The 22,702-nt window shown below is 67.2% G+C and carries 14 protein-coding genes; 5 read left to right on the top strand and 9 right to left on the bottom strand.

Translation table 11 applies throughout. The features are described 5' to 3' along the window. Positions 1-435 precede the first annotated feature (435 nt). Positions 436-1,740, bottom strand: a complete 1,305-nt coding sequence (locus D187_RS01720; RefSeq protein WP_002627046.1) for a hypothetical protein — start codon at positions 1,738-1,740, stop codon at positions 436-438. A 266-nt stretch (positions 1,741-2,006) separates the two neighbouring features. Here D187_RS01720 and thiM point away from each other — a divergent pair, with 266 nt between their 5' ends. Both thiM and thiE read left to right on the top strand, forming a co-directional pair. Continuing rightward, positions 2,007-2,870 (top strand): hydroxyethylthiazole kinase, encoded by an 864-nt coding sequence (thiM, locus tag D187_RS01715; RefSeq protein ID WP_002627047.1) that lies wholly within the window; start codon positions 2,007-2,009, stop codon positions 2,868-2,870. Positions 2,871-2,884: 14 nt separating this feature from the next. After that, a complete protein-coding gene (gene thiE / locus D187_RS01710) occupies positions 2,885-3,541 on the top strand; it encodes a thiamine phosphate synthase (RefSeq protein ID WP_002627048.1) in 657 nt (218 codons plus the stop codon). A gap of 30 nt (positions 3,542-3,571) precedes the next feature. Here thiE and D187_RS01705 read toward each other — a convergent pair whose 3' ends face one another. From D187_RS01705 to D187_RS01695, 3 genes are all read right to left on the bottom strand, one after another. Next, entirely contained in the window at positions 3,572-4,111 is a 540-nt protein-coding gene (locus D187_RS01705) for a hypothetical protein (protein WP_002627049.1), read from the bottom strand. A 171-nt stretch (positions 4,112-4,282) separates the two neighbouring features. After that, complete coding sequence (locus D187_RS01700; protein ID WP_020917722.1) at positions 4,283-9,562, bottom strand: trifunctional serine/threonine-protein kinase/ATP-binding protein/sensor histidine kinase; 5,280 nt, start codon at positions 9,560-9,562, stop codon at positions 4,283-4,285. 333 nt (positions 9,563-9,895) lie between these two features. Further along, positions 9,896-11,200: an SMP-30/gluconolactonase/LRE family protein gene (locus D187_RS01695; protein WP_043427740.1), complete on the bottom strand. Its 1,305-nt coding sequence runs from the start codon at positions 11,198-11,200 to the stop codon at positions 9,896-9,898. A gap of 362 nt (positions 11,201-11,562) precedes the next feature. Here D187_RS01695 and D187_RS01690 point away from each other — a divergent pair, with 362 nt between their 5' ends. Both D187_RS01690 and D187_RS01685 read left to right on the top strand, forming a co-directional pair. Beyond that, entirely contained in the window at positions 11,563-12,033 is a 471-nt protein-coding gene (locus tag D187_RS01690) for a nuclear transport factor 2 family protein (RefSeq protein ID WP_002627053.1), read from the top strand. A 209-nt stretch (positions 12,034-12,242) separates the two neighbouring features. Further along, the gene (locus D187_RS01685) at positions 12,243-14,726 is read left to right on the top strand and encodes a heavy metal translocating P-type ATPase (protein ID WP_002627055.1); all 2,484 of its coding nucleotides are present in this window, start codon (positions 12,243-12,245) and stop codon (positions 14,724-14,726) included. Positions 14,727-14,812: 86 nt separating this feature from the next. On the opposite strand, the gene D187_RS01680 is transcribed toward D187_RS01685, so the two are convergent. The 5 genes from D187_RS01680 to D187_RS01665 form a co-directional block, all read right to left on the bottom strand. Beyond that, positions 14,813-15,061, bottom strand: a complete 249-nt coding sequence (locus D187_RS01680) for a glutathione binding-like protein (RefSeq protein ID WP_020917720.1) — start codon at positions 15,059-15,061, stop codon at positions 14,813-14,815. After that, a complete protein-coding gene (locus D187_RS01675) occupies positions 15,042-15,308 on the bottom strand; it encodes a glutathione S-transferase family protein (RefSeq protein WP_043427737.1) in 267 nt (88 codons plus the stop codon). The genes D187_RS01680 and D187_RS01675 overlap by 20 nt, the downstream gene beginning before the upstream one ends. Next, positions 15,305-19,720 (bottom strand): CHAT domain-containing tetratricopeptide repeat protein, encoded by a 4,416-nt coding sequence (locus D187_RS01670; protein WP_002627057.1) that lies wholly within the window; start codon positions 19,718-19,720, stop codon positions 15,305-15,307. The genes D187_RS01675 and D187_RS01670 overlap by 4 nt, the downstream gene beginning before the upstream one ends. A gap of 987 nt (positions 19,721-20,707) precedes the next feature. Further along, positions 20,708-21,331, bottom strand: a complete 624-nt coding sequence (locus tag D187_RS54605; protein ID WP_002622200.1) for a hypothetical protein — start codon at positions 21,329-21,331, stop codon at positions 20,708-20,710. Between the two features lie 245 nt (positions 21,332-21,576). Continuing rightward, the gene (locus D187_RS01665) at positions 21,577-22,380 is read right to left on the bottom strand and encodes a hypothetical protein (RefSeq protein ID WP_002622199.1); all 804 of its coding nucleotides are present in this window, start codon (positions 22,378-22,380) and stop codon (positions 21,577-21,579) included. Between the two features lie 70 nt (positions 22,381-22,450). Here D187_RS01665 and D187_RS01660 point away from each other — a divergent pair, with 70 nt between their 5' ends. Beyond that, positions 22,451-22,645 carry a hypothetical protein gene (locus D187_RS01660; protein WP_002622198.1) on the top strand — a complete coding sequence of 65 codons (195 nt, stop codon included), beginning with the start codon at positions 22,451-22,453 and terminating at the stop codon, positions 22,643-22,645. Positions 22,646-22,702: the final 57 nt, after the last annotated feature.

Raw genomic sequence — 22,702 nt, 5'->3', positions numbered from 1 at the left:
AACCGAGGCGCTCAGTGGCTGGAGCGACCAGTGCGTGGCGCGATCGGTGAGGCATTCCCAACCCCGGAGCACATCCTGTTTCTGGCAGCTCTGGAGCAACTGGCACATCGAGCACTGCGCCCCCATGCTTCCACACGCGTAATCGGACTGGGTGCGGTAACACGCGCCCCTGAGGCAGCAACCGCCCTCGCAACTCTGCGGGGTGCAGGTGGGCTCCGCGGGCGAACCGGGCTCCGTGGGTCCACCGGGCTCCGCGGGCCCACCCTGCTGTGGAGACTCGAGGGGGGGACCTCCCCTGCTGGGCAGATCTTCCAGCCCCAGACCACAACCCCCAACGGCCCCGGTCAGTGGAGCCACGAGGAGAGAGAAAACAAGCCATTTCGAAATCTTCATACCGTCTCCCTTGTGTGCCACCAGAGGCCTTTTGACTCTCATCTACAACCGGGAAATGCATGAGACGGATGCGGTGAGGTTCGCGTGTTCAGCCACACCATCCAGATACCAGGAGCCGTTCTTGATGTAGGCACGCACGGAGTCCAACGTGCCTCCGAAATGGCCCGACACCCTGCTCAAGAAGCACACCTGCCCGGTCGCCGTACCCAGGGGGAGGGTCCCCATGCCCTTGGACCAGGAGAATTCGCTGTGCCTGGTGACCTTCCCCACGCACCGCGCGGTCGCCGAGGCGTCGGGCTGTGAGCCGCCCCCGAGATAGTAGTAGCCGTCGCTCCCCACGGAGATCTCGATGCGATCATTCGCCCCCTGGAGCCGGCCCGAGATGCTCGTGAGGAAGCAGGCATTGCCCTCTTGAAGCACCATCCGCACGGGGGACGTCCCCGCGCTCCACATGAAATCACCGCTCCTGGGATAACCATTGGCACAGGTCGCCGACGCGCACACCCCAGCCTCGCTCGAATTCCCAGAGAGGTACCAGGAGCCATTGCTCGTCAGGGTGGAGACCGAGTCCGTGGCGCCTCCAAACCTGCCAGACATCCGGCTCAGGGCGCAGGTCTGCCCGACATCCTCCGCGAGGCGGGGCGGAGCGTCTCCCTGGCACCAATCGAAATACGTCGGCAGCTTGGAGACGATGCTGATCTCACTCAGGACCTTCTTCCCCGCGGTGATCACCAGCTTCTCGCTCTCGCCGCTGTAGTCGATGCGCGTATCGTCGACCCGGATGGTCATGAGGTAGTGCGACAGGAAGGATCTGGCGAAGGTGATGTCCTGCTGGGAGCCATTCCTGTTCTGCAGGAAGATCCTGACGTTGGAGTCCCGGATGTCCTTCTCGAACAAGTCATAGCCATAGAAATTGACGCCCACCAGGGAGCCTTGTTGGATCTGCTCCAGTTCGATCACGGTCGGAGACACCGTGCAGAAGTGTGGCACCGGGGGCGCTGGGGTCCGGCCTTCCATCTCATCGAGAATCCGCTTGAGCCCCTCGATCATCCGATTGCCAATGAAGTCCACGTCACATCTGATCTCGGCGCTGCCCGTGGCGATGCCTCGCTCCGCCAACATCGTCACCTGATGGGCGATGAGGTCATCTCCATCCTTGAACAGGTTGGCTTCGAGTTCCTTCATCGTGCCCTGCCATGATGAGGATTCACGGCCAATCATGTCGATCGCGCCCTGGATCGTGGTGACAGCGCCATTGATTTCCTGGCAGGAGCTGCTCAGCACCACCATCAGACAGACGAGGGGGATCTGGACATGTCGGCGGAAGGAGAGGGTTTGACGCTTCATGTCCTGGCTCCGGGAGTGATGAAAACCTGACGGTTGGAACATAAGGCTTTTCTAAACCTGATTTCAAGGAGAACCAGGCAAAGCTGTTATCCGTGTAAAACTCCTATGAGGGTGAGAGGTTCCAGGCGAAGGGTTCTCCCTTTGTCCGGCCGGGCAATACCGTGGGCGTGGGTCGCGCCTTCTTCTTCGCCCCGCCGAAGGCAACTCGATGGAGTTCATAACAATTCGGACCGGCGGTTGAGGCTTGCCGGGCGTAGGGTGTCCGGGTGAAGGAGGAGCTCCAGGAGCCGGTCGAAGTCGAGGCGCGGAAGAGAACGGATGAAGAGGAGCTGGCGGTGGAACTGAGCGCTGGGGTGTGGGAGTCGCTGAAGGCGGTGCGGGAGCGTTCGCCGCTCGTGCACAACATCACCAACTACGTCGTGATGAACAACACGGCCAACGCCCTGCTCGCCGTGGGGGCCTCGCCCGCGATGGTGCATGCGCGGGAGGAGGTGGCCGACTTCGCGGTCCTCTCGCAGGCGCTGGTGGTGAACATCGGCACTCTGTCTCCGGAGTGGGTGGAGGGCATGCGGCTGGCCGTCCACGCCGCGCGCCAGGCGCGGGTGCCCTGGGTGTTGGATCCGGTGGGCGCTGGCGCCACGCGCTATCGCTCCGCCACCTCCGCCGAGCTGGCGCGACAGGCTCCGACGGTCATTCGCGGCAACGCCTCGGAGGTGCTCGCGATGGCGGGCGAGGCGGGGGCCTCGCGCGGGGTGGACAGCACCCAGTCCTCCGAGGCCTCGCTCGAGGCGGCACGGGGGCTGGCCTCCCGCCTGGGGACCGTGGTGGCCGTCACGGGCAGGACGGACTACGTCACCGACGGCTCGCGTGTGGTGGCGGTGGACAACGGCCACCCGCTCATGGCTCGGGTGACGGGCATGGGGTGCACGGCGTCCGCGCTCGTGGGCGCCTTCCTCGCGGTGGAGCCCGACGCGGTACTGGCCGCCGCGCGCGCCCTCTCCGTGCTGGGTCTGGCCGGGGAGCTCGCCGCCGAGCAGTCCAAGGGTCCGGGGTCGCTGCAGCTCCACCTCCTGGACGCGCTCTACACCCTGGATGAGGCCACCGTGCGCGCCCGGGCGCGCCTGCGCTGAAGGAGACCGTCGCCATGAGCCGCCGTGTGCCCGACCTGTCCGTCTACCTCGTCACCGACCGTCTGCTGTCGCGCGGGCGCGGGCTGGTGGACGTGGTGCTCGCCGCGGTGCGCGGCGGGGCGACCCTGGTGCAATTGCGCGACAAGGACGTCCCGGCGCGCGAGACGCTGGCGTTGGGCCGGGCGCTGCTCGAGCGGCTTCGGCCGCTCGGGGTGCCGCTCATCGTCAATGATCGGGTGGACCTGGCGTTGGCGATGGGGGCGGACGGGGTGCACGTGGGGCAGGGCGACCTGCCGCCCGAGGTGGCCCGGCGGCTGTTGGGGCCCGACGCGCTGGTGGGCCTGTCCATCACCGGGGCGGAAGACCTGCCCACGTTGGATCCGGCGGTGGTGGACTACGCGGGCGTGGGTCCCATCTTCCCCACCGGCTCCAAGCCGGATGCCACCCCGGCGCTCGGGCTGGAGGAACTCGTCCGGCTGCGGCGCCTGTTGCCCGTGCCGGCCGTGGCCATCGGTGGCATCTCCGCCGCCAACGCCGCGGCGGTCGTCGCCGCCGGGGCGGATGGGGTCTCGGTGGTGTCCGCCATCTGCTCCGCGGACGACTGCGAGGTGGCCGCGAGCACCCTCGTCCGCGCCGTCCGCGAGGGGCGCGCGCGCAGGGGCGCCTTGTAAGGCCAAACAAAAGCAGGGGGATGCGCCCCCTCACCACTTGAGGTGGTAGGTACAGGCGGCGTCGTCCAGGGCGCGGCAACCGCCGGGGCCGTGCGTGATGCGCAGCCGCAACGAGCCCGGGTGCGCGAAGCGCATGTGGAGGGCTTCCAGCAGGCCCTGATCGAACTCACAGGGATAGGGATTGTCACACCGCATGCGCGCGGCATGTCCGTCCACGGGCTCGTGGTGATAGCCGCCGATGCTTCCCGGGCCCCGGTGGTTCATCCGGTAGGCCTCATCCACCAGGAACAGGGCCGTTTCGAAGGAAGTGATGTGGGGAGGAAAGACCGTGTACCGGGGAAGCTGCTGGCCGATGGCGCGCAGGGAGAAGCGGCCCACGTGGGTCTGGATGTCCTCCAGGCAGCGCAGGAAGTCCGGCAGGGGGTACCACGGCTGGAGCGAGGTGGCCGTGAACCCGTGCGCGGCCATGATGCGTTTCACCTCGGGCCGCACGGCCTCCCCGGAGTCGATCAGGGCGTTGACGAGGTGACCCTGCGCCTCGACGTCGGATGCCTGGATGACGCGAGTCATGGTGTTCCTCCGGGATGGGGAGCCCTCACTCAAGCACGCACGCGCGAGCCATCTCAAGACGCAAGTCGCCTGGAAAAACGAGGCCCCGCTGTAACGCTTTTCACGAGGCGTCACGGTGGGGCCAGACCCTCGGGCCCTTCTCCGGTGAGGGCACACCGGTCCGCGCCTGGCTCAGATGAGAGGCAGCTCCAGCGTGGCCACGGCGCCCTGGCCGGGCCCATTGCTCTCGAGCGTCAGGCGTCCATTCAGGATTTGCGCCGCCAGCGCGCTCGAGTGCAGCCCGAAGCCGTGGCCATTCTTGTGCGTGGTGAAGCCGTGCGTGAAGAGCTTGCCCTTCACCTCGGGAGCGATGCCCATCCCGTCATCCTCCACCTGGATGCGAGCCACCGGCCCCTCCGCGGCCAGTCTCACCCACAGGTGGCGCTTGCCCTCGGGCATGGCTTCCAGCGCGTGCCGGGCATTGCTGAGCAGGTTGATGAGGATCTGCAACACCTTGTGCTTGTCCACCTTCACCTTGGGGAGCACCGACAGCTCGCGTTGGACGCAGACGCCATGACGCTGCAGCGTCTCCATCTGGATGCGCAGGGCATCATCGATGAGCTGGGCCAGATCGCACTCCTCCGTCATCAACGCGTTGCGCGCATACGTCTGCTGCACCTGGACGATGGCGCGGATGTGGTCGATGTGCCGGCCCATCGCATCCATGTCCTCCATGAGGCGGGTCTGCTCTCGCACCAGCTCGTCTGCCACCACCGAGAGGTATTCCGGCAGGCGGCTGCCACGCGAGCTCTCCGCCAGGAACTCCGCCAGGTTCGTCTGGTTCTCCATCAGCAGGGCCGTGGCTTGCTTCAGCCGACCCACGCGGGAGGAGCCCACGGCCTGGCGCATCATTTCCAGGTTGACGACGGCGCTGGTGAGCACATTGCCCACGTTGTGCAACACGTTGGAGGCGACCTCGGCCATGCCCACCTCGCGCGCGGTGTCCACCAGACGGGCTTGGGCCTGCTTGAGTTCGCGCGTGCGCTCCTCCACCCGCCGTTCCAGCTCCTCATTGGCCCGGCGCAGCTCCGTCCGGGCGCGCTGCACGTCCGCGTACAGCCGCGCGTTCTCGATGGAGATGGCCGCCTGCGACGCGATGTGTCCCAGGAGCGCCAGGCGCGCCGGACTGAAGGCATTGGTGGCCAGGTTGTTCTGCAGATACAGCGCTCCGGAGAACTGCTCCTGCTTCATCAGGGGCAGACACAACACCGAGCGCGCTCCGCCACGCGCCAGGGAGGGATCGGCCGAGAACGGGTGGGGCTTGGAGGCGTCGCCAATGAGCACGTGTTCTCGGGTGCGCCGGACATAGGACAGGATCGTCCATGGCAGCTCGTGCGCTGCCCCCTCCGACGAAGTCCCGGAGATGGCCGCCACCGAGAGCGTGTTGCCTTCCGGCAGCAGCAGGGCGCCGCTCTGGGCGCCCGCGTTCTCGATGGCCGCGCGCAGCAGCGTCGTCACCAGACGCTCCAGCACGATCTCGCTGGAGACAGCCTGCTGGGCCTTGACGACCGTGAGCGCGTCGATGCGGGTCGAAGCCGTGCTGTGGGTGGTCAGTGCCTCCTCGGCGTCCACCGGGGACGCGAGGTGGGGCCACTGGGATTCCAGGTGCTGCACCTTGCCCACGGCTCCCCACTGTTGGTACGCCGCCCGGGCTTCTCTGGCGAAGGTATGGGCGACCACCGAGGCCTGCCGCGTGCGCCAGAAGTTGGCCGCGAGTTCGCTGGCCAGTCCCACGTACTGGGTGGCACCGTTCTCCCGCGCCGAGCGGATGGCCTCTTCATAGGCGCGTGTGGCCTCGTCCGCCCGGCCCGCGAGGCGCGCCAGCTCCGCGGACACGAGCTGCTCGAGCGCGTGGAAGTTCTCGGGGCAATGCTCCGCCCAGTCCGCGAGCTGCCGCTGGTGAGCCTGGATGGCCTCGAGATAGCGCCGCTGCTCCTCGGGCGAGGCCTCCTCGAAGCACGCGGCCAGGCTCAGGGCGCGAAAGAACTGGTACTCCCTGCGAAAGAGCATGCCGTGCATGGACCAGAGCAGCTCGGTCGCCTTGTCCGCCGCCTCCAGGGCCTCCGCGTAGGCGCCGCACATGAAGCGCGACTGGAGCTTCACGATCCAATAGACGCACCGCATGGTGCCCATGCGCGCGGGAATCTGCCGGGTGGCCTCGAAGGACTGCTCATCGAAGTCGCCCCCGCTCAACGTGTCGAAGGAGCGCGAGAGCCCGCGCAGCTGCTGCACGTAGGCCTGGTAGCTCAGGAGCATGTCCATCGCATCCACGACCCCCGCCTTGTGCACGAACTCGCCGCGCGAGACCGCTTCCTCGTAGACGTCCTTGAGGTTGTGCCCCATGGCCAGACGGTTCTGGACGATCATGTGGCAGAAGAAGCTGGCGTTCAGGTAGTCCCCGGACTGGAGATCTTCCCGGAAGCCACGCAGGGAGATCTCGTGCACGAGGTGGATGGGGCGGGTCCAGTAGTCGGTGTATTGCACCCCGAAGAGCACCCGCGTGCGGCGATCGGGCAGGTGGTGCCGCTCGATGAGCTCGCAGGCGAGCTGGCCCAGGGCCTCGCCTTGCCGGTACCGCTTGAAGTAGGAGCTGGTCAGCACCCCGAACCAGCAGATTCCCAGCACCGCGGCCTCCGAGAATCCGTAGCGGAGGGTCAGCGACACCATGCGGCTCAGGTCGATGATGAGCAGGTGGTGATCGCTGAAGTAGGCCGGTCCGAAGAGCGAGGCGAGCACCCCCATCACCAGCTTCATGTCCGGATCCGTCATGGGCGGCAGGTCGATGAGGCTCTCGATGGAGCGCTCCCCCAGCAGCGCCCACACCTCGTCGTGGGCGGCGATCGCCTCCTCCTGGGTGGGGTGGCGTGAGACGGGCATGCCCAGCACGTCGAGGCATTCCAGCATGCAGGTGACGGCGCCATGGATGTCGCCCGTGACGAGGCCGATGTCGTTCTTCAGGCAATACGCGGTGGTGATGTCCGCACGGCTCCGCGCGCGGGTCAGGAGCTCCTCCGTGAGCTGGCGCGTCTCGGTGATGTTGCCGCTCAGCAGCTCGCATCTGGCCCGCGCGAGCCGGACCTTGAAGGCCAGCTCGGGATCCGTCTCCCAGGGGTCTCCCGGGATGAGCGTGAAGGCCATCTTGAGATAGGTGAGGGCGGGGCGGAGCGCGACCGCGGCCGCGGCCTTGCGTCCCGCCTCGGCGTTCAACCGCGCGAGCTGGTGGCGCTCCGCGGCATCCTCCATCAGCTCCACCCCGGCGTTGAGCTGGCTCACCACGTCGAAGAGCGACTCGTGCACCTGCTCCTGCGTCAGGCTCTGGAGCTGCAGGCGACCGATGCGCAGGTGGATGGCCTTCTGCTCCTCGTGGGAGACGAGGGAGTGGGCCGCCTGCTGGATGCGATCATGCTGGAAGCGGTACTGCTCCGGGCCGGAGCGCACCAGCATGCTTTCCTGGAGCGCGGGCTCGAGCCCCTGTTCCACCTCCTCCAGTTGTCCCAGGTCAGCGAGGGTGCCCAGCATCTGGAGGGTGAAGTGGTTGCCCACGCACGCGGCCAGCCGCAGCAGGTGCTGGGTGCCCGGGGGGAACTGGCGCAGCTTGCCCACCATGAAGTCGACGACGTTCTCCGAGTAGTCCCGGGCCCGCACTCCCTCGGCATCCCACCGCCACCCGCCCTCGGGCACCCGCACCAGCAGGCCATCCTGGTGGAGTGCCACCAGCAACTGCATCAGGAAGAAGGGGTTGCCTCCCGTCTTCTCGTGCACCAGCGCCGAGAGCGGGGTGATGACCTTGCGTTCCGCTCCTGGCAACGCGTCTCCCACCAGGTGCTCCACCTGCGCCACGCTCAGCGGCTCCAGCCGGATGTCCGTCAGCCGGGTCCCCGCCGCGAGCACCTCGCGCAGCATCGGCAGGAGGGGATGCGCGGGGCCCACCTCGTTGTCCCGGTAGGCGCCAAGCCAGAGCACCGGCGGGGCTTCCGGCTGGGTATGCGACAGCAGATGCCCGATCATCTGGAGGCTGGCCAGGTCCGCCCACTGCAAGTCATCCAGGAACACCACCATGGGGTGCTCCCGGGTGGCGAACACCGAGAGGAACTGGCGCACCACCCGGTAGAAGCGGTGCTGCGCCTCGTTGGAGGACAGTTCCTGGAGCGCGGGCTGCGGGCCCGCCAGGATTTCCAACTGAGGCACCAGGTCCACGAGCACCTGGCCCTTGCCTTCCCAGGCCTGGTTCACCTGTTCGCGCCACCGGGCGAGCTCCTCATCGCTCCCCGCGAGCAGTTGCTGCACCAGCTCGCGCAGGGTCTGCGCCAGGGTGGCGTAGGGAATGTCTCGCTGGAACTGGTCGAACTTGCCACGCAGGAAGAAGCCGCGGCGTTGGACCACGGGCTTGTACAGCTCGTTCACCACCGAGGACTTGCCGATGCCCGAATACCCGCTGACCAGGAGCAACTCCGGCTCGCTCGTCTTGGCCACCCGCGCGAAGCTCTCGAGCAGGGTGGCCACCTGCGCTTCGCGCCCGTAGAGCCGTTGCGGCAGTTGGAACCGGTTGGGCGTGTCGCTCGTCCCCAGCGCGAACACCTCCTGCTCGCTCTGGCTCAGCGTCTCGCGGCAGCGCTCCAGGTCCGCCTTGAGTCCCTCGGCGCTCTGGTAGCGCTCCTCGGCCACCTTGGCCAGCAGCTTGAGCACGAGGGCGGACAAGGCCGGCGGCACCCGCGGATTCAGCTCGTGGGGAGGGCGGGGCTTGCGCGCCATGTGCGCGTGGAACCATTCGAGCGCATCCTTCCCCTGGAAGGGTCGTTCCCCTGTCAGCAGCTCGTAGAAGGTCACCCCCAACGAGTAGAAGTCCGTGCGGTAGTCCACCGCGCGGTTCATCCGCCCCGTCTGCTCCGGCGACATGTACGCCAGCGTGCCCTCCACCAGATGCGTCGGTGCCGCGTCCAGGTGCTCCACCTGCTGCAGCGTGGCCACCCCGAAGTCGATGAGCCGTGCCTCACCCGACGGCTCCTCGATGATGTTGGAGGGTTTGATGTCCTTGTGGATGACGTTGCGGCAGTGGACCTCCCCCAGGGTGGACGCCAGGGAGATGGCCAGGTGCAAGAACCGGGAGAGTTCCATGGGCTGACCCGTGGTCTCGGACAGGGGTTGGCCGAGCACCCACTCGAGCAGGAGCAGGGGCCGCTCGTGGAGTCGGTCGCAGGCATAGGGCCTGGCCACGCCCCGCACGTCCTTGAGCCGCTGCAGGATTCCAAACTCCCGCCGGTACCGCTCGTTCTCGACGGGACCCGGCGAGGCCGCGATCGGCGTCTTGATGATGACGGGTAGGGCATCGGCCTCGCGCACCGCCTGGAACAGCACGTTCGAGCCCATCGCTCGGATGGCGCCGAGAACCCTATAACCCGGTATGTCCAGCATGCGGAGGACCCTCGTGGGCGAGAACCAGTCTCAATGACGGTGTCGCGCCAGCACTTCGGATCATACGTGTTCGAGCGCATGCGAAATCCACAGGGGAGGAGGGGTGCATGGTGTGCCCCCGAGAACCTGCCGAGGGGGCATTCCTCCGGGGTTTCGCCAGGACGAGCGCTGGAACCCGCGATGTGGCCCGACTGTGACGCCGCGTGCGGACAGGCGCTCGAAGCCTCGCGCGGAGCCACGGGTGTACGGCGACAGGCAGGTGACCACGCCCCGGGTGTATTGCCTGCCCATGGCCACGCTCCTTCCCCTTGGGATGGAGCGACCGTGAGGCCACTATCTTCCGGACGCCGCTCCGCTGGGCGGGTTCCCCTGTTGGAGCGTCAGCACGGCGGGATAGTCAACGACGTGCACTCCCTGGTTGTCGCGCGCGAAGCTCGCCAGGAAGATGCCCTCGTGGCCCGGGTTGACCTTGGAGATGGAGCTGACGCGCTGCCCGTCGTGCAGGGTCAGGTAGAGTGGCTGTCTGCCACTTGGATCCAGCACCAGGTAGCCCGTCTCGTGCGAGATGGGGAGCAAGGCGGGCGGCAATCTCAAGAGCAGCGGTTTGATCCACGGGTTCGCGTGAATCCATGCCGCGCTCCTGGGGCGGCCACGATAGAGCGCCACGTAGATGCGTCCGCGCTCATCCCGGCTCAGTCCGTCTGGCATTCCTGGCAGGCCCTCTTGCAGGATCTCGGCGGTGCCCGCCTTGGGGCCCCCCATGAACAAGCGCAGCAGCCGGAACTTGGGCGTCTCGGAGATGACGATGGACTCCTCCCTTCCCGTGCCGCCCTGGGCGGATGCGGAACCGGGATCCAGCAGGACTCCGTCGACGAAATGGAAGTCCTGGGCCACCAGTTGAGCGCTCTTCCCCTCCAGATCGAACATCCACAGCCGTCCGTTGCGCGCCAGCGTGATTGCCTCGCGGAAGCCCGCCTCATGCCCCATGGCCGCGCCGGGATAGTCATAGGGCTCCGATACATAGACGCGTTGACCGTCCTCGCTGATGTCCAGGTCGTTGCAGAACGCCATGGGCCGGCTGTTGGCCTCGGTCATGTCGGCGAAGCGCAGCGCGGGGGTGGACGCGAGGGGGTACACCGCGCCCTCGCCTCCTCCTCCCGCTGGCTTCAGGGGCGGAGGCAGGGGAACCCGCAGGGCGACGGCTCGTATCTCCCGCGTGGACAGGCGCAGCTCATAGACGCCCACGGAGGCTTCGTGCTCCGGCTGGAACCCATGGAGATGCGAGGCACAGAACAGCATCCGGTCCGGATCCCGGGGTGGGAATTTCGCGCCGGACGCCACCAGGGGGGTCCGCACGAAGCGCTCGGCCTTGCCACTGCCGAGCTCCAGCCGCCAGATCCAGCCGTCTCGAGCGGTGATGAATGCCTGGCCGCGCTCCTCCTGCAGCACCACGTCGTCGTGGCCGGGCACCGTCGGCCCCAGCAGGCCCGCCGCGCCCATGTCATCGACGGCCGCCTTGACCGCGAGGAGCGCCGCGCTGGGCTCCGGCAGGACATAGGCCTCGGCCGGACGGATATGCGCCGGTGGCGCGCTGAGCAACCAGGCCGCGAGGACCATGACCACGAGCCCTCCCACCAAGCCCTTCCTCCTACGCACCATGGCCCACCTGCCTGGGGACGCCGTTCACCTGTGGCGCATCGTCATCCAACCAATACGCACGCTCCGCTCCGACCACCAGGATACCCTCGAACCTGCCGCCACCTTCCCAGCCGATGTGGGGCTCGATGGCCCACAAGCCCAGCTTGCCGCCGCATGGCCTGTTCCAGCTCGGCGCTGCGCTCCACCACCCGGAGGACCGCTATCTGGCTTCACGCCAGTTCGCGTGAACATTGAGTTGGACTTGCCCCGAGCCGCTCGCGGACCTCGACGGGATGAGGTTGCGCGCGAGCAGGGGTGTCATAACCTACGCGCCCTCTCTCTTATCCCACAGGAGATGCCTCATGTCTGAACTCCGACCGCCCCTGCCTCCGTTCACCTACGAAACCGCCGTCGAGAAGGTCCGTAAGGCCGAGGACGCGTGGAACTCACGCGATCCGCAGCGGGTGGCGCTGGCCTATACGCAGGACAGCCGTTGGCGCAACCGCTCCGAGTTCGTCCAGGGTCGTTCCGAGATCATCGGTCTGCTGACCCGCAAGTGGGAGAAGGAACTCGAATACCGTCTCATCAAGGAACTTTGGGCGTTTCACGAGAACCGCATCTCGGTGCGCTTCCAGTACGAATGGCAGGACTCCGCGGGCAACTGGTTTCGCTCCCATGGGAACGAGCAATGGGAGTTCGACGAGAACGGCTTCATGCGTCGGCGCGAGGCGAGCATCAACGACGTGCCCATCTCCGCCTCGGAGCGCAAGTTCCTCTGGCCCCTGGGCCCGCGCCCGGCGAATCACCCGGGGCTGCGCGAACTCGGTCTCTGACGTTGATGGGTCCCCTCGAGGTAATCGTGTAGGGTCCAGCCGACCGCCGAGGCGATGCCCCCGCCAGGAGCAGGCGGGGAGCCGCCAGTTGCTCGTTCGCCAGGCAGGGCGCCGCGGCCCCACCCACGTCGTTGCGCGGTGTGGAGCGTGCCCACTGTAAGGCCCTGGCGGGTGCTCCGTCCGCCGGGGTGAAAGGAGTCGTTCTTCCCATGGCTCACGAGCACATCCACTCGCAGCACCCCCACGCGGACCCCCAGCACGCTCCCCCCTCGAACGCGGAGGGCAAGGTGCTGGATCCGGTGTGTGGGATGACGATCGATCCGGCGACCGCCAAGGGAGGCAGCCACGTCCACAAGGGGGCGACCTACCACTTCTGCAATCCGAAGTGCCGGGAGCGCTTCGCCGCCGAGCCCCAGAAGTTCCTCGTGCCCCAGGCCGCGCCGGAGCCGGTGGAGGCGCCGCCGGGCACGATGTGGATCTGCCCGATGGATCCCGAGGTCCGCCAGGACCACCCCGGGGCCTGCCCGATGTGCGGCATGGCGCTGGAGCCCGAGCAGCCGGTGACGATGACGGCGCGCACCGAGTGGGTGTGCCCCATGCACCCGGAGATCGTGCGCGATGTGCCGGGAGCGTGCCCCACGTGCGGCATGGCGCTGGAGCCCCGTGCGGTGCTGCCCGAGGAGGCGCCGGACCCCGAGCTCGTGAGCATGACGCGGCGGTTCCGGGTGGGCCTCGTCCTCTCGGTGCCGCTGTTCCTGCTGGGCATGTCCGAGATGATTCCGGGCCAGCCGCTGGGGCGCGTCCTGAACCCGCGGGTGCTGGCCTGGGTGCAGCTCGTCCTGGCGTCTCCGGTGGTGCTCTGGGCGGGCTGGCCCTTCTTCGAGCGGGGCTGGGCCTCGGTGAAGAACCGGCACCTCAACATGTTCACCCTCATCGCCCTGGGGACGGGGGCGGCGTACCTCTTCAGCGTCGTCGCCACGCTGGCGCCGGGACTGCTCCCGCATGCCTTCACCGGCCATGGGGGCGCGGTGCCCGTCTACTACGAGGCGGCGGCGGTCATCGTCACGCTGGTGCTGCTGGGGCAGGTGCTGGAGTTGCGCGCCCGCCGGGCCACCTCGGGCGCTCTGCGGGCACTGCTCGGCCTCGCCCCGGCCGTGGCCCGGCGCATTCGCGAGGATGGCGCGGAGGAGAACGTCTCGCTGGAGCAGGTGCGGGTGGGGGACTCGCTGCGCGTGCGCCCCGGCGAGAAGGTTCCGGTGGATGGCGTGGTGCTGGAGGGGGCGAGCGCGGTGGACGAGTCCATGGTGACGGGCGAGTCCATCCCCGTGGAGAAGGGCCCCGGTGCCCGCGTCACTGGCGGCACCGTCAATGGCACGGGTGGCCTGGTGATGAAGGCCGAGCGGGTGGGGCGGGACACGTTGCTCGCGCGCATCGTGCAGCGGGTGAGCGAGGCCCAGCGCTCGCGCGCGCCCATCCAGAAGCTGGCGGACAAGGTGGCGGCGGTGTTCGTGCCGGCCGTGATCGCCGTGTCGGGGGTGACGTTCCTCGTCTGGGCCTCGCTGGGGCCCGAGCCGCGGCTGGCGCACGCGCTGGTCAACGCGGTGGCGGTGCTCATCATCGCCTGCCCGTGCGCGCTGGGCCTGGCCACGCCCATGTCCGTGGTGGCGGGCATGGGCAAGGGCGCCGGGGTGGGGTTGCTCATCCGCGACGCCACGGCCCTGGAGCTGCTGGAGAAGGTGGACACGCTGGTGGTGGACAAGACGGGCACGCTCACCGAGGGCAAGCCGAAGCTGGTGTCGGTGGGGGCGGCGGACGGCATGGACGAGGCCCGGCTGCTCCACCTGGCGGCGAGCCTGGAGCGGGGCAGTGAGCACCCGCTGGCGGCGGCGGTGGTGGCGGGGGCCGAGGCGCGCGGAGCGGTGCTGACGGCGGCGCGGGACTTCCGCTCGGTGACGGGCAAGGGGGTGACGGGGCTGGTGGGGGAGGCGCGGGTGGCGCTGGGCAACGTGGCGCTGCTGGAGTCGCTCGGCGTGGACGCGGGCTCGCTGCGGCCTCGCGCGGAGGCGCTGCGGCGCGAGGGCCAGACGGTCATGTTCGTGGCGGTGGACGGCCAGCCCGCGGGGCTGCTCGGCGTGGCGGATCCGGTGAAGGCGACCACGCCCGAGGCGCTGGCCGCGCTGCACCGCGAGGGCGTGCGCGTGGTGATGCTCACGGGGGACAGTCGCACCACGGCCGAGGCGGTGGCGCGGGAGTTGGGCATCGACGAGGTGGTGGCGGAGGTGCTGCCCGAGGGCAAGGGCGACGTGGTGAAGCGGTTGCAGGCGGGGGGCCACACGGTGGCCATGGCGGGGGACGGGGTGAACGACGCGCCGGCGCTGGCCCAGGCGGACGTGGGCATCGCCATGGGCACGGGGACGGACATCGCCATGGAGAGCGCGGCGGTGACGCTGGTGAAGGGGGACCTGCGCGGGATTGCCCGGGCGCGCAAGCTGAGCCGGGGGACGCTGCACAACATCCGGCAGAACCTCTTCTTCGCCTTCGTCTACAACGCGCTGGGGGTGCCCATCGCGGCGGGGGTGCTGTACCCCTTCTTCGGCCTGCTGCTCAGTCCGATGCTGGCCGCGGCGGCGATGAGCCTCTCGTCGGTGTCGGTCATCAGCAACGCGCTGCGGCTGCGTCGACTGGACCTGTAGCCCCTGGCGGACCGCTCCGGAGCGGTCCGGTCCTTGCCATAGGCCGCATACCCGCCTGCGCACGGTGGAGGCTCAGGGCGTGGTCTTCAATCCATATGACAGGCGCAGCAGGTCGGGAGGGTATTCGGGTATCGACACGCTGGGGCGCCTGGCGAACAGCCGACGAGCTTCGAGCCGTCGGCTGGCAGTGCAACTCCATAGACGCCCTTGGCGAATTGGAACAGCGCCATGGCCATGCAGTCCGCGATCGTCACCTTGTCGCCGGTCAGGAAGGGTGCATCGGCCATCATGGTGTCGAGCCGCCGAACCCTCTTGTCATACTCCTCCGCCGCCATGGCCGCCGCCTTCCGCGCTTTGCGGCTCACTCCCCGCGAACAAGGGGCTGCCCTTGTGGCACCAGAGCCCGAAGAAGGTGTTCGCCTCGTCGATCAGCGCCATGAGTTCGCGCGTCGCGGCCCGCGCCGCCGGGGTCCCGCCTAGCAGGTTCGGTTCCGGGAATCGCTCCTCGAGGTACTCGAGAATCGCGAGGGATTGCCGGATGACGAGGCCGTCCCCGGTCTCGAGGCAATGGTTCTTACTCACGGCCGCGGGGTGGCCTGCTTCGCCGCGGCGGGGCCGGCTCGGGACCGCAGGGGCGCATCCGAGCCCAGGGCGGTGAACGAGGCCCAGAAATAGGGATGGGGCTGACTCTGGCGCAGCTCCCTCATGGCTTCACGCAGCGCGGTGGTGCGGCCCTGGCCCTCCAACAAATGGCGGTAATAATCCCGCATGAGTTGGGGAACCACCGTGTCATCGACACGCCACAGGCTCGTCACCAACGTCTCGGTTCCCGCGATCAGGAACGAGCGGCGCATGCCGTAGACCCCCTCGCCCACCTTGATGCCGCCGCGGCCCGTGTCGCAGGCCGACAGGACCACCAGCTGAGTGCCCCAGAGGTCGAGCCCCGCCAGTTCCATGGCCGTGGCCAGTGAGTCCTCTCGGCGAGGTGCCTCGGTCTCGCCAGGAGGCGCAGCCAGGACCAGGCCCGAGCGCAACAGGGGGTTGGTGGGAAGCGCCTTGGGGTTCATCCCTCCGGCATCCACGACCACTACCCGGGTGTCTGGCGAGGCCTGTCCCTGAGCCAGGAAGAAGCCGTGGGTCGCGATGTGCAGCAGGTCGGGCGCGGAGAGGCTCATCAGGGCCTGCTTGGTGGCGTCCGGACCCAGGAGCAATCGCGCCCTGGGAAACATGCGGTGGATGGCCTCGGCCTCCTGGCGGGTGCCCTTCAGTCGGACCCAGGGAACGTTGCCTAGTCCCAGGCGTGGCCTGGAGGTGGTGGCATCGGGGGCGCTCCGCTCCTCAAGTGCCGCGACGGCATCCGGCGGAGGGAAGGAGGGATCCGCCAGGATGACCATGGGGGCCCTGCTGGAGAGGGTTTCGGTACGTAGCAGCAGGTCCTTGCCCGAGGAGAGGTAGGAAGCGTTGAAGGCGTCGATCAGGAAGCGTTCCCCATCGTGGAGGGCATCGAAGGGAACGAGGTTGAGCTGACCATCGGGGGCGAGGAAGAGCCGCCGCACGCCGTCGAGGTGGGGAAGGAGGGGCCGGAAGGCCGCGTCGTGGAGGGCTTGCGCCGCGGGCAGATAGGCGACAAGTCTTTTCGCCAGGGCGTCGTGCAGCTCCTGGGCGGCACGATCGAGAGGCTCGGCCGGACCCAGGTCGACGGCCTGGATGCGCCCCGAGGGAAGAAGCACGAGCGCGAGGTAGCGCGCGGGGGGGTACTCCTTCGACAGGGACTCATCCGCCCTGGAGGCGAAGAGACGATTGCGGTAGGCGATGAACTCGACGAGCGCGCCATCCTGGGGAAGCGCGGCCGCCACCCGGGAGACGAGCTGATCGACAGGCGGCGGACGGTAGAGCGCGCGGAAGGGCTCTGAGCGCTTGGCGAGGTCCGCTTCCAGCGCATCGACTTCGTCCGAGAGGGTCTTGAGCCGCAGTTGGTGATCCGCGGACGAATGCGAGCCGGGACCCGAGAGCGAGAGCGTCGAGAGCTGCGCCCTCATCGCCCGCAGGCGCTCGAAGGGCTCGCGGTCGGCGGGTTCCAGGTGGCGGTAGATGATGCGCGAGGTGTTGGCGATTTCCTGGAACGAGCGGCCCTTGCTCAGCAGCGCCGAGGTGAGGGAGAGCTGGAGAAGACGCGGGTTGTCCGGGTACTCGCGGACAAGGCTGTAGAGGATTTCTTCCCGAGTGCGGTGGCGGCCGAGGATGGTGGACAGGTTCTGCTCGGAGAAGCCGAGGAGTTCCTGGCGCAGGTGGGACTCGGAGGACGAAAACGCCTCTTCGAACAAGGGAAGCGCCGCGTCCAGTCGGCCTTGGGCCAGGCGGAGCATGGCGAGATTGGTGAGACTGGTGGCGACGGTGGGGTGATTGCTGTCGAGCGTCTTCTTCCAGATTCCCAGCGCGCGGACGTACAGGGGCTCGGCGCGCGCGTGCTGGCCCTGGGCCTCATAGAAGCTGGCGAGGTTGTTGAGGGACGCGGCGACCTCGGTGTGGTTCTCTCCGAAGGCTGCCCGCCGGATGTCGAGTGCCCGAACGAACAAGGGCTCGGCGCGTGCGTGTTGGCCCTGTGCCTCATAGAGGCTGGCGAGACCATTGAGCGAAGTGGCGACTTCGGGATGTTTCTTGCCGAGCGAGGCCTCCAGGATCTGGAGCGCGCGTGTGTACAGGGGTTCGGCACGGGCGGCGTTTCCCTTGGTCGAGTAGATTCCGGCGAGGTTGTCGAGGGATCGCGCCACGTTGGGGTGGTTCTCGCCGAGTGTCGCCTCGAAGCTCTTGAGGGCGCGTGTGTACAAGGGCTCGGCACGCTCGAGAAGTCCCTGGCTCCTGTAGAGGGCGGCGAGATTGTGGACGGAAATGGAGACGTCCGGGTGGTTTTCTCCAAGAGTGGTCTCGCGAATCCTGAGCGCGCGGACCAGCAAGGTCTCCGCGCGGGCGAAGAGTCCCTCTGACTGGTAGAGCCCGGCGAGGTTGTTGAGGGTGTTCGCGACGTCGGGATGGTTCTCGCCCAGGGCCATCTCCCGAATCCGGAGCGCACGGACATAGAGCGGCTCAGCCCGCCAGGGCTCCCCCTGTGAGTCATAGACGGCCGCGAGGTTGCTCAGGGAACCCGCGACGTCAGGATGGTTCTCGCCCAGGGCCGTCTCCCGAATCCGGAGCGCGCGGACATAGAGCGGTTCGGCGCGTGCGTAGTGTCCCTGAGCGTTGTAGAGGAGTGCGAGGTTGTTGAGCGTGCTCGCCACCTGAAGATGGTTCTCGCCAAGTGTCTTTTCCTCGATCCCGAGCGTGCGGTCATAGAGCGGCTCGGCGCGCGCGTAGTGCCCTTGTAAATAATAGACGTAGGCGAGGTTGTTGAGCGCGGTGGCGACCTGGAGATGGGTCTTGCCAAGCACCTCTTCCCAGATCTCGAGCGCGTGTGTGAGCAAGGGCTCGGCACGCGCGTAGTGCCCTTGTGAGACGTAGAGCGCGGCGAGGTTGTTGAGCGACAGGGCGACATCGGAATGCGTCTCGCCGGATGCCGCTTTGCGGAGTTCGAGCGCGCGTGTGAACAAGGGCTCGGCGCGCGCATAGGTGCCTTGTTCCAGGTAGATCCTGGCGAGGTCGTCGAGGGCCTCGGCGAGCTTGGGATGGTTTTCTCCGAGGTTCGCCCGCTGGATTTGAAGTGTGCGCTCGAACAAGGGTTCGGCACGGGTGTAGAAGCCTTGGTCCTGGTAGAGCTTGGCGAGGCTGCGGAGGATGGTTGCGACCTCGGGGTGATTCCCACCGAGTGTGCCCTCCAGAATACGCAGTGAGCGCACGTACAGGGCTTCGGCGCGCCCGGCATGGCCCTGGGCCTGATGCAGGCCGGCGAGATTGCCCAGGACAATGGCGACGTTGGGATGGTTTTCGCCAACCGTCGCCTCGAAGATCTTGAGGGCACGCTCGAACAAAGGCTCGGCGCGTGCGTGAAGCCCCTGGTTCCGGTAGAGGCTCGCGAGGTTCTGCAGGGAGCTGGCGACGTCGGGATGGTTTTCGCCAAGGGCCGCTTCCCGGATTTCGAGTGCCCGGACCAGCAAGGGCTCAGCGCGCACCACGTCTTCTTGATGCTTGTAGAGGGAGGCGAGGTTGTTGAGAATGGTGGCGACGTCGGGGTGGTTCTTCCCATGGATCGTTTCTCGAATCCGGAGCGCACGGACATACAGCGGCTCGGCGCGCGCGTGGCTTCCTTGTGCGTCGTAGACGCCGGCGAGATTGTTGAGGGATGTGGCGACGTCGGGGTGATTCTCACCCAGGGCTGCTTCCCGAATCCTGAGCGCGCGGGTTAATAGAGGCTCGGCGCGCGCATAGAGCCCCTGTCGTGTGTAGAGGAGGGCCATGTTGCCCAGCACCGTGGCGAGTTTGGGATGGTTCTCACCAAGGTTCTTTTCCTCGAGCCGGAGCGCGCGGACATACAGGGGTTCGGCGCGCGCGTAGTGCCCCTGTAGGTAGTAGACGTAAGCGAGGTTGTTGAGCGCGGTGGCGAGCTGGGGATGGTTCCTTCCCAGGGTTTCCTCCCAGATCTCCAGTGTGCGGACGAGCAGGGGTTCAGCACGCGCGTATTGGCCTTGGGCCTGGTAGAGCGCGGCGAGGTTGTTGAGCGAGAAGGCAAGGGTGGCATGGTGCCCCCCGAGGAGTTTCTCCCGCAGCCAGAGTGCGCAACGGATCAAGGGCTCGGCGCGCTCGTAACGCCCCTGCTCGTGGTGATGTATGGCGAGACTGTCGAGAGACTGGGCGAGTTCGAGCTGTTGGTCGTCGGGGACGTCCGGTCTCGTGGGTCCGGTGGCGTCCGCATCGGCACACCTCGCCACCTTCATCAGCGTCTGATCATCGGACGCGGCCCTTGGTGCTGCCTCCGGGGGGGCGTCCGACGAAGCCCGCGCTACCGTCGCGAAGGTCACACAATGCAAGACGATGAGCGTCGTCGACACGAGTGCTCGGTTCATTCACCCCTCCAGATCGTCGTTCCGGGAAGCCGGATGCGGCGCGGCTCATGCCGGAAGCAGGGGCGCGAGCGCTGTGCCAGTACGATGGTGGGAGACAGGATACTCCTCTGCGCCGGTGTGGCGACAGGCGCGTTGCCTCCGAGAGTGCCGCCTATGCTCGCGCGCCGGTTCGACAACTACGTGTACGCGTATGGGCTCGGAGAGCATAGGCTGGAAAGGCTGGAAAGGTGTCCTGGAAAGGTGTCAGACGATTCGTGTGCGCCAGGCAAAGCTTGGGTGAGGAGGAAGCGATGTAGGAGCGGAAACTTCACGAAGGGACCCTGCGGGTTCAAACCCCGCCCGGCAAAGGAGGCCACCAGCCGGAAGCGAGTCTTGCGTGGTGCCGGGGCAACCCGGGCTGCGAAGCGTAGACAGCGAGTATGTGGGCCGCGTGATTGAGCCTCGAAAGATCTGAATCGTCGCGAGAGCCGACGCCGTACGAGTAGCGGAAGGCAGCAGCCCAGGGCCGAAACAGGCCAGGTCCTGGGGTCTCGCCGGGGTCTGAGAGCGGGGCACGCAGACAAGAGGGTCCTCCAGGAACCTGGGAGGTGCTGACGACTCCACGTCGAAGTGGCCGGAGGGCAACCGGAAGAAAGCCCAGGCCCGAGGGAGATGGGCGCCCGACTCCCGCGGGAGCGAAGGACGGGTGGCGGTGGTAGCGCGCTGGCGAAGGAAACGAAGCCGGGCGTGAAGGTCGTCAGGAAGTCGGAGTGCCTCGTAGTACCGCTGAAGCAGGGGAACGCACCCGGGCGGACCCTGTGGAGGGAAGGGGGCACCGGAACATGGAACCGAGGGAGGGAAAGATGGCGGGGACACCGAGGCCCTACAACCGTCTCAACGTGGGCAACTGCCCCGGCCTACCCGACAAGGGGGTGGACGGGTGACCCGACGCCGGGAGACAAAGCCGAGAGTGGAGAGAGCCAGGAGGGGGGACCTTCCGCCAACTTATCAGGGTGAAAGGGACATGCCCGCAGCGGCAGGCACCTGGGTAGGGGGAGCCGTGGGGGGTGGACGTGTCGGGAATGGAATGACCTGTCCTCCTCCCTGAGTGGGCGGTTGCTGAACCCCCGTGTTTGAACTCTTCTTGCCAAGGATTGCACCCCACAAGACTGCCGTCGCGACTCCACCGATGAGGTCGATGACCAGGCCAATGGTCCCGGTGACGGTAGCGAGCTTTTCACGTCGGCTCATCATGCCTTCCACTGCCTTTTCCACCCACCCACCATACTGGCGCAATTCTTCCGCCTCGATGTCCACCCACTGAGCGGCCTTGTATGCCGCTGCTTCCGAATCAAAAGGCTTCTGGCTGCGTGTCCACTGGTACTGCACTACTCCTGGTTCTGAAGTCTTCCACTCCAGCCGCCAGATGTACTGCCCTCTTGCGAAGCGAATCAGGAGTTCGCCGTGGAAGTTCGTGCCACCTTTGAAGTAGGCACCGTCCAAAATGGTCCGGTTCAGTGCGGTGATGTATCTCCGCGCCTCCTCACGGCCTTCCTGGAGGGCTCGCTCATTCCATGGTTTGATTTCGAAGAGCACCAAGAGAGAGACGTCGGTGATGTCCGGGCTTATCAAGTCCTCGTTCGGAAGCAGAGTACTTCCTGACGCGGAGCGGCAACTCGCGGCGCCTCGAACATCAGCCTCTCCTGGGACCACGCAGAGGACGTTGTAGTACAGCCGGCGAGTAGCGCGACGAGGTACAGGGCCATGTACCTCGCGGCCAGGGACATGGTTGGACAACCGGCGGCGGCACTCACGTGTACCTCTCGTTCCGCTCATGTAAGCAGTTGCTGGACGCGATGTTCGACCGAGAGTGCTTCCTACTGCTTCTCCAGCTCACGGTCCCAGCGAGTCAACAGCCAGATCAGGTCCGCTGTACATGCACCCGATACCCGCTCGAAGGATCTCGGGTCGAGTGAGGTGAGGCGCTCGCGCTGGAAGTCAGGGTCGGCCACCACCTTCCCGTGCTTCAACTCGCCGACATGTGCGAGCGCTCGCGGCATCTCCCGGAAGATGGCGTTGATGCAGTCCTCCCGCGTTGCGTTCTCCATGCGTTGCGCCACCACCTCCAGGCGCTCGCGCACCGAGGTTTCCCCCAATGGGCACCACGCATCCATGGCCCAGTCGCAGGATGCAACCATCAGTTCCTCCAGCGAGTGCGCCGCCCCCAGCTTCTTGAAGAGATAACGCGCGCACTGGAGCGGCTCCCAGAAGCGCAGCACCGCCTGGAGGCGCCGCGCCGTCCGCTCCGCGCTCACCGGACCCAGCTGCGCGAGGGTGAAGTAGAGCGCTCCCCAGGCCGTCTCCAGGCAGGTAGCTTCATAGGCATCCCTCGTGGACAACGTGTTCCGCGAGTCCACTGCATCGAGCAGACTGTCCAGGACACTCGACACCATGTACAACCGCCAGGCTGGGCGTTCTCGCTGGAAGTCCACCACCTCGTGCGCCACCACCACCTCTCCCGGGGAGACCTCCAGCATCTGCCGCGGAACGGGAAAGGTGCCCTCCTCTCGATACTGCTCGCGACACCGCGAGCCGTCCCGTCTCGTCTTCTGCTGCACCGAGCGGAAGGTGCCATGTAGGAACGATGGCAGTTGCAGCGCAGAGGTCTGTCCTGATGCCATGAAGCGCGTCCTACCAAACTGGTTTCTCAAGGGGGATGCGCACGAAGCGCATGCACGAGGCCCGCATAGCATGCGAGCTGAGCTGGCGCACTTCGCGGAGACCTGCCAGCTCACCCCCGAGGCGTTCCGTCACGAGTTGTTCCACTTGGTGAAGGACGAGCCGGAGATCGCGGTGGACGTCGGCCTCGCCCTGGCGGCTACGCCCACTCCGGGAGGCAACGCCGAGGGCGGGGAGAGCCAGGAGGGCGGTCCTCCCGCCACCTGACGCTCTCTCGGCGGCTCCGGGTCAGGCTTCGCGTGCCACATCCTCGCTTGTGGCGAG

The organism is Cystobacter fuscus DSM 2262, assembly GCF_000335475.2.
Taxonomy (GTDB): domain Bacteria; phylum Myxococcota; class Myxococcia; order Myxococcales; family Myxococcaceae; genus Cystobacter; species Cystobacter fuscus.
This window is presented reverse-complemented; position numbering and strand designations above follow the sequence as displayed.